Source organism: Gammaproteobacteria bacterium, assembly GCA_013696315.1.
Classification (GTDB): domain Bacteria; phylum Pseudomonadota; class Gammaproteobacteria; order JACCYU01; family JACCYU01; genus JACCYU01.
Map to the genome: position 1 here is coordinate 1 of JACCYU010000203.1, position 14,529 is coordinate 14,529.

Annotated in this window: 14 protein-coding genes; 10 read left to right on the top strand and 4 right to left on the bottom strand. The window is 60.7% G+C overall.

Features of this window, described 5'->3' with window-relative positions:
• Positions 1-223 precede the first annotated feature (223 nt).
• The 4 genes from H0V34_11920 to H0V34_11935 are packed head-to-tail and all read right to left on the bottom strand — an operon-like array spanning position 224 to position 3,568.
• A complete protein-coding gene (locus tag H0V34_11920; protein ID MBA2492366.1) occupies positions 224-1,294 on the bottom strand; it encodes a hypothetical protein in 1,071 nt (356 codons plus the stop codon).
• Positions 1,291-2,160 carry a hypothetical protein gene (locus H0V34_11925; GenBank protein MBA2492367.1) on the bottom strand — a complete coding sequence of 290 codons (870 nt, stop codon included), beginning with the start codon at positions 2,158-2,160 and terminating at the stop codon, positions 1,291-1,293. The genes H0V34_11920 and H0V34_11925 overlap by 4 nt, the downstream gene beginning before the upstream one ends.
• On the bottom strand, positions 2,157-3,203 hold the full coding sequence (locus H0V34_11930; GenBank protein MBA2492368.1) for a MoxR family ATPase: 1,047 nt from the start codon (positions 3,201-3,203) through the stop codon (positions 2,157-2,159). Before H0V34_11930 ends, H0V34_11925 begins: the two co-directional genes overlap by 4 nt.
• Positions 3,203-3,568 carry a hypothetical protein gene (locus H0V34_11935; protein ID MBA2492369.1) on the bottom strand — a complete coding sequence of 122 codons (366 nt, stop codon included), beginning with the start codon at positions 3,566-3,568 and terminating at the stop codon, positions 3,203-3,205. The genes H0V34_11930 and H0V34_11935 overlap by 1 nt, the downstream gene beginning before the upstream one ends.
• A 333-nt stretch (positions 3,569-3,901) precedes the next feature.
• Between H0V34_11935 and pqqB the strand changes: the two genes are divergently transcribed.
• The 10 genes from pqqB to H0V34_11985 all read left to right on the top strand — a co-directional run bounded on the left by pqqB (position 3,902) and on the right by H0V34_11985 (position 14,132).
• The gene (gene pqqB / locus H0V34_11940; GenBank protein MBA2492370.1) at positions 3,902-4,816 is read left to right on the top strand and encodes a pyrroloquinoline quinone biosynthesis protein PqqB; all 915 of its coding nucleotides are present in this window, start codon (positions 3,902-3,904) and stop codon (positions 4,814-4,816) included.
• Positions 4,813-5,565 carry a pyrroloquinoline-quinone synthase PqqC gene (gene pqqC, locus H0V34_11945; GenBank protein MBA2492371.1) on the top strand — a complete coding sequence of 251 codons (753 nt, stop codon included), beginning with the start codon at positions 4,813-4,815 and terminating at the stop codon, positions 5,563-5,565. The genes pqqB and pqqC overlap by 4 nt, the downstream gene beginning before the upstream one ends.
• 23 nt (positions 5,566-5,588) lie before the next feature.
• Entirely contained in the window at positions 5,589-5,855 is a 267-nt protein-coding gene (gene pqqD / locus H0V34_11950; GenBank protein MBA2492372.1) for a pyrroloquinoline quinone biosynthesis peptide chaperone PqqD, read from the top strand.
• Positions 5,856-6,283: 428 nt separating this feature from the next.
• Positions 6,284-6,745: a hypothetical protein gene (locus H0V34_11955; GenBank protein MBA2492373.1), complete on the top strand. Its 462-nt coding sequence runs from the start codon at positions 6,284-6,286 to the stop codon at positions 6,743-6,745.
• A 191-nt stretch (positions 6,746-6,936) separates the two neighbouring features.
• Positions 6,937-9,450 carry a hypothetical protein gene (locus tag H0V34_11960; protein MBA2492374.1) on the top strand — a complete coding sequence of 838 codons (2,514 nt, stop codon included), beginning with the start codon at positions 6,937-6,939 and terminating at the stop codon, positions 9,448-9,450.
• 509 nt (positions 9,451-9,959) lie between these two features.
• Complete coding sequence (locus H0V34_11965; protein MBA2492375.1) at positions 9,960-10,241, top strand: hypothetical protein; 282 nt, start codon at positions 9,960-9,962, stop codon at positions 10,239-10,241.
• 2 nt (positions 10,242-10,243) lie between these two features.
• Complete coding sequence (locus tag H0V34_11970) at positions 10,244-10,981, top strand: hypothetical protein (protein ID MBA2492376.1); 738 nt, start codon at positions 10,244-10,246, stop codon at positions 10,979-10,981.
• An 809-nt stretch (positions 10,982-11,790) separates the two neighbouring features.
• On the top strand, positions 11,791-12,744 hold the full coding sequence (locus H0V34_11975; protein MBA2492377.1) for a hypothetical protein: 954 nt from the start codon (positions 11,791-11,793) through the stop codon (positions 12,742-12,744).
• A gap of 142 nt (positions 12,745-12,886) precedes the next feature.
• A complete protein-coding gene (locus tag H0V34_11980) occupies positions 12,887-13,057 on the top strand; it encodes a hypothetical protein (GenBank protein MBA2492378.1) in 171 nt (56 codons plus the stop codon).
• Positions 13,058-13,607: 550 nt separating this feature from the next.
• Entirely contained in the window at positions 13,608-14,132 is a 525-nt protein-coding gene (locus H0V34_11985; GenBank protein MBA2492379.1) for a hypothetical protein, read from the top strand.
• The last annotated feature ends 397 nt before the right edge of the window (positions 14,133-14,529 follow it).

Below are 14,529 nucleotides of genomic sequence, written 5' to 3' on the forward strand. Positions count from 1 at the left end.
ACTATGCGTTGCTCGCTTTGCCGAGGTCCACTGAGCGCGAATACCAAAGCCGCGATCGCGATGACCCCAGTGAGGCGCAGCGCCACGCCCAAAGCGCCAGCCAGGGCGTCGGCGGGGACCACGCCAAGCCAAGGATACGCAGCGCTCCTCTGACCGCTGTAAAGCAGCGGTAAGGCGGCCAGAGCCAGAGCCAAGAGAACCCACGGGTGCTCAACGTGAGGAATCACCGCGCCTCTCGCTCAGCGGCCCGACATTGCCGGCACAATACCTCCAACGACGTCAGATCGGCGCTGCCGGCCATCGATGCGCGGCCATCGCCAAAAAACAGGCGGCGTGAGCCAAGAAAAAAACCTTCTATCTCCGCGCGGCGTTGCGCGAAGGTTGGTCGCCTGGCGAAGAAGCGTTCTAAGCGCTCGGCAAATACGACTTCGCCCGCGGTCTGGTTGAAAGCTTGATGGATCACGCGATAACCTTCTGGTAACGAGTGCCGCTCATCAACGCGACGCTTAAGGGCACGAAGCCGGCGGCTAGCCTGCGCGAACGGCGCGTCGGTGCGTCGTGCAAATGGCCACAGCGAGTTGGCGTACAGCCAGTAGCCGCCCAGTAACAGGCTGAGTGCGCCCCATAGCGCGACGCCGGCGGCGGGCAACGTCGTGTCAACCAATAGCGGCGGCGCATCGGCCCGCACCGGAATCGCGGCGACGTTATCCACTTCCGGTTCGGGCTCGAGTAACGGCGACATCGAGAAGATCCATTCTGGCACGCTGAGCGCGAAACTCTCGCCCGCGCCGACGAAACGCAGATCGAACCCTGGAATGGCCTCCTGGGTCACGGCGCGCGGGGTCGCGAACACTTGGTAATTGGCCGCAATTTTGTAACGGTTCAGACGTTCCGTCCGAATGCCTCTGGCCCTGACCGCTTGCAGCTCCAGCCATGAATTGACCCAGCGCGAGGGGGGTAACGAACTGCGTTGCAGGCGAAAGGGCTGCTCGACCGCCACCACCAGCTCCAGGCGGACTTTGTCGCCCGCCAAAAGACCAAACGCGCGTGGGCCACGAAGCTCAAGAATTGTAGCGCGTGAATCAGATTCCGATGTTGCTTGCCAGCCCGGCAGGATCTGTTTCTTTCGCTCCGGCAGCGCGCGAGCACCCACGTCGGGGGGCCTGGCCCAACCGGAAGTATCCGCACCTTGTTGCGCCAGGCAGGGCTGGGCCGCGCCGCACAGCGCCGCCCCCACCAACGCCAGGATCAGCGCTGAGAGAACGCGGCGGCATACAAAGGCGCCCTGAGTCATCGTTGCATGAAGAATCGGTTGAGGTCGTCGCAGTCGAGCTTGTCGATCAGGAAATACGGCGTGTGCCCGAATCCAAGAAAGACCCGGTCAAGTGCGGCGCGACGCTCTTCAAATGCCTTGATCAGGCGCGCGCGAATCGCGGGGCGCAACAGCAAATAGCGCTCGGCGCCGGTCTCGCTATCCCGCACGCGCGCCAGGCCGTAAGCGGGTGGATGGTGGAATTCCGCGCTGTCCCACAACACGATCGGAACGATGTCGTGTCTGGCGTACGCACGCAACAGGCGACGCGTGAAATCCAGCGGAAAGTGGAAGTCGGAAACGATGAATACCAGGCAACGGCGGGAACCTACGAGCGGCGCGGCGTCGAGCAGCCCCTGCGCGCCGTCGGCGGTCGGTTGCACCCTGCTCAGGCGACCAATGACCTCGCGCGCCGCTTCACCATTACGGGTCGCTGGCAGCGTAAGCTCCGGCAACAGACTGTTCGCGCCGGCGATCAGACCGAACGGATCGCCGGTACGCGCGGTTGAATACGCCAGCACCCTGAGAAACTCTGTCAGTAGCGCCAGTTTGGAGACGGCGCCCTCGAAGCCCATTGACCCCGACATGTCCACCAGGGCGTAAACAGGCACCAGACTATGCTGGTTATAGATGCGCACATAAAGCTGCCCGAACGGATCGCGCACCGAGCGCCGCAAATCCAGCCGGCGCGGATCGGGATAGTCGAGCAGAGGCGCGGTGCCGGCGTATTCAAATCCGGCGCCCGCGCGGCTGGATACGTGATGCCCCGGCAAGGCAAAACGACTGCGCCACCTGGTGCGATAGTGAAAGTCGCGGATTGCGGCGTCCGCGACCCTCGCCGCGATCATGGCGAGGCGACCTGACTTAGAATCTGCTCCATCATCTGTCGCGCGAGCATGGCGCGCCGCAATTCGTAGACTGGATTAAAGAACACGCGGTGGGTCATGGTCTCGAAGAAGATACTTTGCACATCCTCCGGCACCACCGTCTCGCGATCGTTAAGCCAGGCCGCCACCTTGGCCGCGCGAATCAACAGGCTCGCCCCGCGAGGACTGGCGCCAGCCTGCACCAGTTGACTCATATCGACGTCTTCGATCACGACGCCAAAGCGCTCGGGATCGCGCGTCGCCTCCCAAAGATCGAGCGCGTAGGTCTCTAATGTTTCGCTGACGCCAATCTCCTGCTGGATCAGCGGGCCGATGTCCTTGACCTGGGCGAACGGAATGATCCCCGACTGCACGCGTGCGATCAGCGCGTCCGCATCGTGGAACCGAGTGTCGAACATCAGACTGCGGCGCAGCTCGCGATCCTGTGTCAACTCAATGGGAATCTCCATAAAAAACCGGTCGCGCGCAGCCGACGGAATCTCGAAGGTTTCCTCTTTCTCCACGCGGTTACGATCAGCGAATACCTGCAGGTGTGGAAACCGATACTCGCGGTTGAAGGCGCTGACGCTGCGCTCCGCCATCACCCGCAGCAATAACGAATGCACCTGAGGACGCGCACGATTGATCTCGTTGAAAAAGAAGAACGAAAGATCCTCACCGTGCTTGAGCAGCGGCCCGGGATCGACCTGGGGCCGGCCCTGCTCATTTATGTAGGTGTAATAAATGAGATCGTTCGGCAACAGGTCGATGGTACCCTCAAGCCGCTCGTAGACGCCGCCAATACCGCGGGCCAGCGCGCGCAGCAACGTGGTCTTGCCGACGCCCACGTCGCCTTCCAGCAGTACGTGGCCGCGCGCGAACAGCGCTATCAACACCAGGCGTACAGGACGCTCAAGCCCGACCATCGCCCGGTTGACGCCGTCTTCAAGCGCCAGCGCGCGACCGCGCCAGTCCGCAAGCAGGGAATCGGCCTGGCGCGCGCTGGCCGATGACTCGCGGTTCATCAGTCGTCCTCTTCTTCGGCCGGATCCGGGAGATAACAGCTTTTGGCGGCGGCGGATAAAATGCTCTCATAGTTGTCTCTGGAGCTTTCCGCAACCGGGCCCTCGCGCAGGATCCCGGCACGCTCGCCTGTGGCGGACTGTCCGCGCAGGAAAGTATCCGCGGTGACGAATTCGTCGTGCGTCATCTTTGCGGCAATGTAGTCCATGCTGCATGAGCACTTATAGAGATTGTCAAGATTCTCGCCACCATTCTGCTGCATGCAATCGAACACATACTCCACGACCTCGTGAGTCGGATAATCGTGGGCGTCGTCGGCTGCGCCTGCACTTGCCGTTATCAATAAAACAGACGTGGCGACAATCAGCCTCGATAAATACATAACTTGATTCTCCTGAAGTTGAGTCGACCTGATGGGCTAACGCCAATGGTCGACGGATTGAGTTACGATGCGGCGAAACGGTTAGACCATATCAGAATAGGCGGGTCGGCGTTAGTTTCGAACAAGCCCTGGAATCACAGGCAAAGACAATGACGTTAAGTGCCTGCCTCTGTAGGCTACGACGCGCGCGTTTGACTTTGAAAGCAAACCCACTAGACTTCGAAAGCGGTATTGCCGGCGGTCTGGCTTGCGCGAAAACGCGTAAGCGTTCATGACCGCGACCGCCCATTCCACTTCGAATCAACAGGTTTTTTCGGGATGCAAGTCCATATACTCGGCTCGGGCGCTGGCGGCGGTTTTCCGCAATGGAACTGCAACTGCGTAAACTGTGCCGGTTTCCGCCGCGGGGAAATCACGGCGCGCGCACGCACTCAGTCCTCGATCACGGCCAGCGCCGACGGCATCAACTGGGTGCTGATCAACGCCTCGCCCGACATCCGCGCACAAATCGATGCATTCCCGGCGCTGCAGCCCGCGCGCGCCGTGCGCGATACCGGCATTCGCGCCGTGGTCCTGATGGACAGCCAGATCGATCACACCACCGGCCTGCTGACATTGCGCGAAGGTAATGTTCCGCTGGAGCTATATTGCACCGACATGGTCCATCAGGACCTGACCAGCGGCTTTCCGGTGCTGACCATGCTGGAACACTACTGTGGGGTTAACAGGCATCCGCTGCCCATTGACGGTGACTCGTTCGCCATCGCCGACGCGCACGGTCTCGCATTCACCGCGATTCAGCTTTCCAGCAAGTCGCCACCGTATTCGCCGCACCGGCACGATCCGCATCCGGGCGACAACGTCGGCCTGCTGATCGAAGATCGAGCCACCGGCGGCGCGCTGTTCTACGCGCCGGGCCTGGGTCGGATCGAAGATCATCTGTCGCCCTACATGGCAAACGCGGATTGCTTGCTGATAGACGGTACTTGCTGGACTGACGATGAAATGCTGCGTCGCGGCGTGGGACAGAAAACCGCCAGCGAGATGGGCCATCTGCATCAGTCGGGCGCAGGCGGCATGATTGAATCTCTACGCCAGTTCGACAAGCCGCGCAAGATACTGATCCACATCAATAACACCAACCCCATCCTGAACGAGCACTCACCGGAGCGCGCGGAACTCCTCCGCGAGGGGCTAGAGATCGCCTTTGACGGCATGGAAATCGAACTATGAACGCAACCACTGCATCTTCCAGCGCCGATCGAGCCTGGCCGCCCGAAGAGTTCGAGCGACAGTTGCGAAGCTTAGGCAGCCGCTACCACATTCATCATCCCTTCCAGGCGATGATGAATCGCGGCGAACTTAATCGCGAACAGATTCAGGGCTGGGTGTGCAACCGTTTCTACTATCAGGTCAACATCCCGCTCAAGGACGGCGCGCTGCTTGCTAACTGCCCCGATCGCGATGTGCGTAGAGAGTGGATACAGCGCATCCTGGATCACGACGGGCGCGAAGGTTACGAGGGCGGCATCGACGCATGGGTGCGATTGGGCGAGGCCTGTGGCCTCACCCGCATTGATATTGAATCGCAGCGCTACGTGCTGCCGGGCGTGCGTTTTGCTGTCGATGCCTACGTCAACTTTGTGCGCCGCGCCGACTGGCATGAGGCCGTGAGTTCATCGCTGACCGAACTGTTCGCGCCCACCATCCACAAGGAGCGGCTTGCGAACTGGCCGAAGTATTATCCGTGGATCGATAACGACGGTCTTGAATACTTCCGCCGGCGATTAAAAGAAGCGCACCGGGACGTGGATCACGGTTTGAGCCTGACGCTTAAACACTTCACCACCCGCGCGCAGCAGGAGAAGGTCATCGGCATCGTGCAGTTCAAGCTAGATGTGCTGTGGACTATGCTGGATGCGATGTACATGGCCTACATCCACAAGATGCCACCGTACTACAATGTGAGTGCGGCAACGTGAACGAGCCCCCTACAGACAATCCGATCACGCTGAATACGGTCATCAAGATCACGCCGACCTTCCGCCTGCAGTGGGAACCCGCGCAAAATGCGCACGTGCTGCTGTATCCGGAGGGCATGGTCAAGCTCAACCCCAGCGCGGGCGAAATTCTCAAACACTGCGACGGAGCGCGCAAGGTCAGCCAGCTTGTCGCCGAACTCCAAACGCAATTCCCCGGCGCCGATCTGGAAGCCGACGTGCTGAAATTCCTGCGTGTTGCGCACGAGCAGGGGTGGATAAAGTCCGTTTAAGTATCACGCCCGATGACACTCCAGCGGCGCGGCGAAGCCGGGCAGCACGCGGTTACACACAACCGGCGGACTGTACCACCTGATTCAAGAGTCGAACCATGTCATCTCGCGCCCTTCACTCTGTTCAGGATAAACTCAGCGAGAGTTCTTGACATCAGCCCATTGTCGCGCCCTGGATCAGATTCCTCGCTTCACTTCCGAATGACAACCAATACTGCGCCGCCCGGTTACAGTTCACTAGTTATTGGATCGATAGCGAAAACACGCGCTTAGGCCCTTCGCCTTTCAAATAACCATACATTTATGGGTTGATCGAAATTCGGTTCCATGGATTAATTGCCGCCAGATGAATTCGGCGGTCGCGTGAGGGCATTGCGCCCGCTCCAGCGCGACTCGCGCTCTTCAGACGAGAAGTTACCGGGGGGTCGGTGCGAGCCTTAGCGAAATTCACGACACCATGGCTCGCGGACGCTTATCCGCGACAACGTTTATTCGAGTGGCTTGACCAGCGGCGCGAGTCGCGAGTCATCTGGGTATGCGCGCCACCCGGCGCGGGCAAAACCACGCTCATCTCCAGCTACGTCAGTGCGCGCGGACTTCAGCGCATCTGGTACCAGATCGACGCGGGTGACGAGGATCCCGCGACCTTCTTCCACTATCTGCGGGAAGCCGCGCCGCGACGGAAAACGCCGCTGCCATTGCTGACCCCCGAATATCTGCCGGACCTCTCCGGCTTTACCAAACGTTTCTTTCGGCAACTGTTTCGGCGCCTCCCACGCCCCGCCGCGCTGGTCCTGGATAACTTTCAGGATGTGCAGGAATGCGGGCACCTCTATGGCGTCGTGCGCGACGCCGGGCGGAGATTCCGGAAGGCCATAACTTATTCGTAAACAGCCATTTACCGCCGCCCGCCGAATGCGCGCGTATTCGGGTAAACAAAACCCTTGCATTGCTGGAGTGGGAAGACCTTCGTCTCACACAGGAGGAAACCAAAGCCATCTCGTCGCTACGCGGCTGTGCCACTGAAGCGGCAGCATATTGCCTCCACCAGCGCTCAGGCGGCTGGGCCGCGGGACTAACGGTGCTCATGGAGGACGCCGATAAGCGAGAGACCGAGCCCGCCGTGCTCGATAACGCCACTCCACAGGCGCTGTTCGACTATTTCGCATCGGAAATCTTCGATCGTGCTCCGGCCGAGCTGCGTGAATTATGGCTGCGAACCGCCTGCCTCCCGCGGTTCACCGCCGCGATGGCGCGGCGACTCACTGGCAACGCGAAGGCCGAGGGCTTACTCGGGGATCTCTACTGCAGGCGCTATTTCATCGACCAGCGCTCGGCTTCTGAGCCCCATTATCAGTATCACGCGCTATTCCGTGAGTTTCTGGGCCATCAGGTGATGCGAGTCTTTACGGAAGCCGAGCGGCAGCAGCTTGTCCACAAATCTGCGCGCACGCTTGAGGAGCATGGTGATCATGAGGCGGCGCTCGCGTTGTACAAGGAGGCCAGGGACTGGACCTCGGCCGTTCGGTTGATCGTGACTATGGCGCCGTCAGTGTTGGCGCAAGGCCGCTGGAAAACGCTGGGTCACTGGATTACCTCACTACCGCGTCAGACGGTCGAGGAGACGACATGGCTTCTATTCTGGAGCGGCGCCTGTAAAGCGCAGTCGGACTCCGCGGCCGGCCAGAAGATTCTCGAGCGTGCTTACACGCGATTCACCGAGACCCGGGACACGATCGGCCAGGCGCTGAGCGCGGCGGCAGTGATTGACAGCTATTTTGTCGACACGGGTGGGTTCACCGCCGTCGCTCCGTGGATCGACGCCCTTGAAGAAGTGCTCGCGCATCGTCCTGTGTTCGCTTCTTCAACGACCGAGCTGCGCGCCTGGTCAAGCATGCTGATCGCGCTGTGCCACCTCAAGCCCGGGCACGCTTTCACGCCGGTCTGCGCCGAGAGAGTGCGGCAGCTATGTCGTCTGGACATCGGCGCCGGCGACAGACTGATGGCCGCATCGGCCTTGCTGCACTACATGCTAGTGACAGGAGACCTGCCCAGCGCTGCCGCGACCGCGGTCGAATTCGCACCGCTGGCCAAATCTCCGAAGGCGACCCCCTTCCAGCGGCTTGCCTGGTCATGGGCATATGCCTTGTACCTGATGGTCGCCGCGGACTGCGAACGCTCACTAGGGGTTAGTCGGCACGCACGGGAGCTCGCGTCCCAACACGGACTCTCCCTCCTCGCGACGATGCATAGGGCGTTCGAGATCTGGGCGCTGCTTATAATCGGCGACGTCAAGGCCGCTTCCGAGCTCCTTGACGCGTCGGCGAGCGAGTTCATCGGCCCGGCGCGATGCAACGACGTCGCCATCTATCATTTCCTGCGGTCCTGGGAGGCGCTACTACTGGTGCGCCCGCAAACGGCCCGCAAGCGAGCGGAAAAAGCGGCGGAGCTGACGGAACAGCTAGGGCACACGGGTCCCGCGATCTGCACGTCGGGCACACACTCTCAAGCGCTTGCGGACTGCGGCGAACTGGATCGGGCACTTGCCGTTGCGCGCAATGCCCGGCAGGGGCTTGGCGGACTGAAGTCCGGCCATTACCGTTTCAGTGCGCTGCTGTTCGAGGCCGACGTGCTGAGGCAAATGGGCAGGCGCGAAGAATTTTTGGCGACGCTGTCCGAAGCGCTCGCGACTGGACGCCGTGGAGAATATCTCGGCTGTCTGCAGTGGCTGCCGCGGATGATGACGCGCCTGTGCGCCGAAGCGCTTAAAGCCGGCGTCGAGACCGAATACGTCCAGCACCTCATCAGGGAACGCGGCCTGGTTGCCGACTCGCCCGAGGTTGTCGATTGGCCCTGGCCTATAAAGATCTACACGCTCGGGCGCTTCTCGCTGTTGCTGGATAGCGCGCCGACGGCGTCCGCGCGCAAGACGCCGAAAAAGCCGATCGCCTTACTCAAATTCATCATCGCCGCAGGCGGTCGTCAGGTTCCGCTGGAGCGTGCGGTCGATGCACTGTGGCCGGACGAGGAAGGCGACGCGACGCAGAAGTCTTTCCAGATTTCGTTGTATCGGCTGCGAAAGCTGCTGCAATATCCCGACGCGGTGCTATTACAGGAAGGCCGCTTGAGTCTGAACGCGGCGTTGTGCTGGGTGGATGCATGGGCCTTCGAGCGCCTGGCCGCGCGCACTGATCCAACGTCGGATGGCCAGGACAATGGGCGCCCTGCGTCAGTGGAGAACACTCTCACTCTCTATCAGGGCAACTTTCTCGCCCATGACCTGGCGGAACCCTGGACGATGTCACGCCGGGAACGCCTGCGGATAAGTTACATTCGGCTCGTCGCCATACGGGCGTCGGCGCTTATCGAGGCCGGCGACCTCGAAGCGGCCATCGACTCTTACCGGCGAGGTCTCGCGGCCGATGATCTCGCCGAAGGCTTCTATCTTGGCATCATGCGCTGCTACCAACGGCTGAAACGTCCCGCCGAAGGTCTCGCCGCATACCAACGCCTTCGCCAGATGCTCTCCATCAAGCTAGGTGTTGAGCCCTCCCACGACTCCCGGTCGCTTGCGAAGGCGTTGCGAGCCTCATAAGGATTTTGAGACTGGCGCCCCGGCGACTTCTTTGCCGAGCCGCCCGCTCAGCTTCGACAAACACTGTAAATCAAGGCATTTGCTGCCATATCCACATAAGATTCATCCAACTGGGAGGTAAAATCAATTGACGCAGTTAGCGATGAGATCATTAGCCAAGCTCACGCCGCCAATACTTGCAAACGCTTATCCGCGACAACGTTTGTTCGACTGGCTCGATCAGCGACGCGAGTCGGGAGTTATCTGGGTATGCGCTCCACCCGGCGCGGGCAAAACCACACTCATTTCCAGCTACATCAGTGCGCACAGGCTTCCGCGTATCTGGTATCAGATAGACGCGGGCGACAAAGATCTCGCAACTTTCTTTCCATTACCTGCGCGAAGCCGCACCGCGAAGAAAAACGCCGCTGCCGTTACTGACCCCCGAGTATCTGCCGGACCTCTCCGGGTTTACCAAACGTTTCTTTCGGGATTTGTTTCAGCGCCTCCCACGCCCCGCGGTGCTGGCCATGGATAACTTTCAGGATGTGCAGGATTCCGGGCAACTCGCTAGCGTGGTGCGCGATGCCGCCAGCGAGCTTCCGCGAGGCGTTAACCTGATCGTTATCAGCCACGCACCACCGCCCGCCGAGTGTGCCCGCATCCAGATAAATAAAACTCTTGCTTTGCTGGAGTGGGAAGATCTTCGGCTTACGCCGGAAGAAGCCGAGGCGATAGGATCGCTACGCGGTAGCCCTGTGCGCGAAATCCGCCAACTACGTCAGCGTTCAGGCGGCTGGCCGCGGGACTAACGGTGCTCATGGAGGACGCCGAGATGCGCAAGACCGAGCCCGCCGCACAGGATGGCGCCACTCCACAGGCGTTGTTCGACTATTTCGCGTCGGAGATCTTCGCTCGCGCTTCTGCCGACTTGCGGGAATTATGGGTGCGAACTGCTTGTCTGCCCAGATTCAGCGCCAGCATGGCGCGGCGCCTGACAGGCAACGAAACGACCGGCGCTCTACTCGATAACCTTTACCGTCGGCGTTATTTCATCGACCGCCGCATCGCGTCAGACGCGCATTACCAGTACCACGCGCTGTTTCGCGATTTTCTGCGTGCACATACCGAGTACGCGTTGCCACCGCTGGAGCGCCAGCAACTGGCGCAACAATCGGCCTGGATACTGGAAGAACACGACGATTACGAAGCCGCGTTCAAGCTTTATGGGCAAGCGGAAGATTGGGAATCGGCCGCCCGGCTGATTCTGACGCGGGCGCCCGTGCTCGTAGACCAGGGTCGCTGGCAGACGCTCGAGCAATGGATCAACGCGCTGCCGCGTCGCACTGTTGAAGATAGCCCGTGGCTCATGTTTTGGATCGGAGCTTGTCGCGCGCAGATCAACCCCGCCGCCGGGAGAACTATGCTGGAGCAAGTGTGCGCGGTTTGCCGCCGCACAGGACGAGGTCGGCCAGGCGCTGAGCGCGGCGGCCGTGATCGAAAGTTACTATGTCGATTGGGGCGACTTCACTGTAACCGATCCGTGGATTGACGTTCTTGAGGGCATGCTCGCGAGACAGCCGGATTTCCCCGCTCCGGAGAGCGAGCTGCGCGTCTGGTCCAGCCTGCTGATCGCGCTGGGCTACCGCAAACCGGGGCATGCTTTCGCGCCGACGTGCGTCGAGCGTGTCGGGCAACTTTGCCGGCTAAACTTCGGCGCCGGCCAAAGACTTATGGCCGCGGCCGGTTTGCTTACCACCTCTTGGCGACAAGCGATATCGTGGCAGTCTCAGCAGCGGTCGCAGAGTTTAGCCCGCTCGCCGCCGCCCCAGAGGCCAGCCCGTTGCAACGGCTGGTCTGGTCATGGTCACGCGCGCAGTATCTGATCACCATCGGCGATAACGACCGAGCACTGCAAGTCAACCGACAAGCGCTACCGTTCGCCTCCCTACACGGATTGTCGTTCGCGGGGACAATGAGCCGATCGTACGAAATCTGGGCATTGCTTTCGATGGGCGACGCCACGGCTGCATCCAATATTCTTGAAACGGTCGGAAGCGACTTTAATCATACAAGGCGCAACGATGCTGCGATCTATCATTTCCTAACCTCTTGGGCCGCGTTATTGCGGGATTGCCCGCGGACAGCTCTTGATCATGCGGAGTTAGCCGCGAACCTGGCCGCGCAATTAGGTCACGCGGGGCCCGCCATCTGCACTTTAGGCGCCTTGTCTCAGGCGCTCGCGAACTGCGGAGAACTGGCGCGCGCGCTCGCCGTCGCGAGCCAGGCGCAGCGCTGGATTAAGGGGCTTGATGCCGGTATGTACCGCATAAGCGCATTGCTTCCGACGTGCTGCGGCGCATGGACAGACGCGAAGAATTTTTGGATACGCTTGCCGCGGCGCTCGCCACTGGGCGTCGCGGCGGCCACTTCAACTGCATGCTGTGGTTGCCAAAGGTAATGGCGTATCTGTGCGCCGAGGCGCTGGTGGCCGGCATTGAGACCGAATACGTCGAACGTCTTATCAAGAAACGTGGCCTACTCCCCGGATCGCCCGACGTAGCGAGTTGGCCCTGGCCGGTAAAGATCTACACGCTCGGTCGTTTTTCGCTGGTCATCGACGACGTACCCGTGGCGTTCGCGCGCAAGGCGCCGAAAAAGCCGATCGCCCTGTTGAAATTCATCGTAGCCGCCGGCGACCGCCCCGTTCCGATCACACGCGCGCTTGACGCCCTGTGGCCGGACGAGGAAGGCGACGCGGCGCAAAAGTCTTTTCAGATTACTTTGCATCGGCTGCGAAAACTGCTGCAACATGCCGACGCGTTGCAATTACAGCAAGGCCGCTTGAGTCTGAACGCGGCGCTGTGCTGGGTGGACTCTTGGGCGTTCGAGCGCCTGGCCGTGTACGCCACCGCAGCGCCGGACAGTCCCCATGAAGACGCTAAAGAAGCACCGGCGCGTGCTCTCGCGCTTTACGACGGCAACTTTCTCTCCGATGACCTGGAAGAACCATGGACGTTGTCGCTGCGCGAACGTCTGCGCGCGCGTTACATCCGGCTTGTGGGGTTACAGGCGTCACGCCTGATCGAGAACGGCGACCTCGAAGCGGCTATAGACTCTACCAGCGAGGTCTCGCAGCCGACGATCTTGCCGAAGAGTTCTACCTCGGCATCATGCGCTGCTACCAGCAGCTCGCTCCGTCCCGCCGAAGCGCTCGCCGTGTACCACCGTCTGCGCCGTACACTCGCGATCACGCTCGGTGTCCCGCCCTCCCCGGCCACTGAAGCATTGTTCCGCGCACTCCAGGAGCACTGAACCCCAAGCCAACGAGCAAGACTTGTGGCCGACCCGGGGCCCTGGCGTGTAGGTAGCCCACCAGCGTTGCTGGCGGGCCTGTCCTCAGCGCCGCTTCCCTTTTTTCCCCAATCTGTATGTCATCGGTAAGTGCGCCGATCGTATGGTGAACACGACCATGAACGAGGACGGCGCGGCGAACACCACCTTCGGATGCGCATGGGAGACAGTGCACGGCACCGACTCACTGGAGCAATACGTCGGTAACCGCGGCACGTACACAGGCTACTTCACCTCGGCCACGGATTACGTGGTGGAGTGGCAGGACGGGTAATAGATCGCGGGGAACGGGCCTTCATCGGAGTCTGAGGGTGGGCGCACGAAGGCGCCGCGCTTGATGCGCGATCATCGGAAGGCCGGCGGCCGTAAGCTCCAGTCGGTGATGGATCGCGTTGGGGTGCAAGCTTCTGTGATCCGCGTTTATCGTCGCATCGGAGCTTATTCCCGGCTTGGTCGGGTCGTCGAGAACGCGGGAGTAGACGACGATGGTACAATGCCGTATATACGCTGTATTATCGATCCTCGTCGCAAGCGACCTAGGGCGGGCGGGAAATGAAATTGCCGCCGTACGCCAGTGGATCATCGATGCCGCCGCGCGGCATTCGCTTAACGACTGGAGAACTGTGGAATGTGCCTGGAGGCACTGTCATTGGACGACAAACCCATGGGTGGAGATCAATAGTTCCATCGACTTGAACGCCTGTTCTGAGCAAGCGTGATTTTACGATGGTCTACGCCGTAAACACACATTTGCAAGTCGGCAGGAAGTTCGCACATGCACGCACGTATGGCGAAGCATGAATTACCAATCTGGAGACTGAGCGATGCATAACAAGTGTAGTAAATCTGTCTATCAAGACATCGTGTCCGGCCGGCCGCAAAAATTCCGCAAGCTGGCAGCGTTCACGGTGCTGCTCGCACTCGGCTCTGGCGGACCTGCGTATGCGGCGCCCACGCCGACTTGCCGAAACCTGACCGCCACCATCACCGGCACCAACCAGGCTGAAACGATCATGGGCACGGCAGCTCGGGATGTGATTCAGGCCCGCCACGGCAATGATGTCATTTACGGACTGGAAGGCAACGACGTGATTTGCGGCAGCCTGGGCGATGACTTCGTCTACGGCGGGTATGGAGATATGGTAGTCAGCCCCCGGCCCCCTTCAGGCAATGACCACTTGCGAGGCGGGGATGACAAGGACACGTTATTTGGCGAAGATGGCAATGATTTCGTGGACGGCGGTTGCCCTTGTCCTTTCAGGGCGAGTCCGGTGAAGGATACGTGTGACGGCGGTTCCGGCACCGGGGATGTTGCCCAAAACTGCGAAATCAAAACCGGCTTCCCGTAGCGGGATGGAGTAAGTACAGGTAACACACGCTGGCGGCGGGGCTTATGCTCCCCGCCAGTTTTCTATCCGTTCAAGTCTTAAAAAGAAAACCGCGATATTCTCACTCACGAGCACGCCAGCTTGGCGTGCCGCTGACACGTCGCGCGGCGTCTGACCAAAGCCAGGCAACCATCCGCGCCCTTCCTGTCTTTCTTCTCAATCGGTATGTAATCCGTAGGTCGTGATGGCTTACGCTCATTCGCGCGCCACACAAGCGCGGATGAGATGGAAAACTACGTAATCCGCATTTACCGGCGCGACGAGAGCGATCCCCACGCAAGTGGTCGGGATCGTCGAGCACGCGGACGACGGGCGGCAGCACAGCTTTGCCGATATGCAAGCACTGTGGGCAATCCTA

Excerpts from the sequence above, each read along its gene's own strand:
- H0V34_11920 (MBA2492366.1), bottom strand. The coding sequence starts at position 1,294 with ATGACTCAGGGCGCCTTTGTATGCCGCCGCGTTCTCTCAGCGCTGATC.
- H0V34_11925 (MBA2492367.1), bottom strand. The coding sequence starts at position 2,160 with ATGATCGCGGCGAGGGTCGCGGACGCCGCAATCCGCGACTTTCACTAT.
- H0V34_11930 (MBA2492368.1), bottom strand. The coding sequence starts at position 3,203 with ATGAACCGCGAGTCATCGGCCAGCGCGCGCCAGGCCGATTCCCTGCTT.
- pqqB (MBA2492370.1), top strand. The coding sequence starts at position 3,902 with ATGCAAGTCCATATACTCGGCTCGGGCGCTGGCGGCGGTTTTCCGCAA.
- pqqC (MBA2492371.1), top strand. The coding sequence starts at position 4,813 with ATGAACGCAACCACTGCATCTTCCAGCGCCGATCGAGCCTGGCCGCCC.
- H0V34_11965 (MBA2492375.1), top strand. The coding sequence starts at position 9,960 with ATGGATAACTTTCAGGATGTGCAGGATTCCGGGCAACTCGCTAGCGTG.
- H0V34_11975 (MBA2492377.1), top strand. The coding sequence starts at position 11,791 with ATGGACAGACGCGAAGAATTTTTGGATACGCTTGCCGCGGCGCTCGCC.
- H0V34_11980 (MBA2492378.1), top strand. The coding sequence starts at position 12,887 with ATGGTGAACACGACCATGAACGAGGACGGCGCGGCGAACACCACCTTC.
- H0V34_11985 (MBA2492379.1), top strand. The coding sequence starts at position 13,608 with ATGCATAACAAGTGTAGTAAATCTGTCTATCAAGACATCGTGTCCGGC.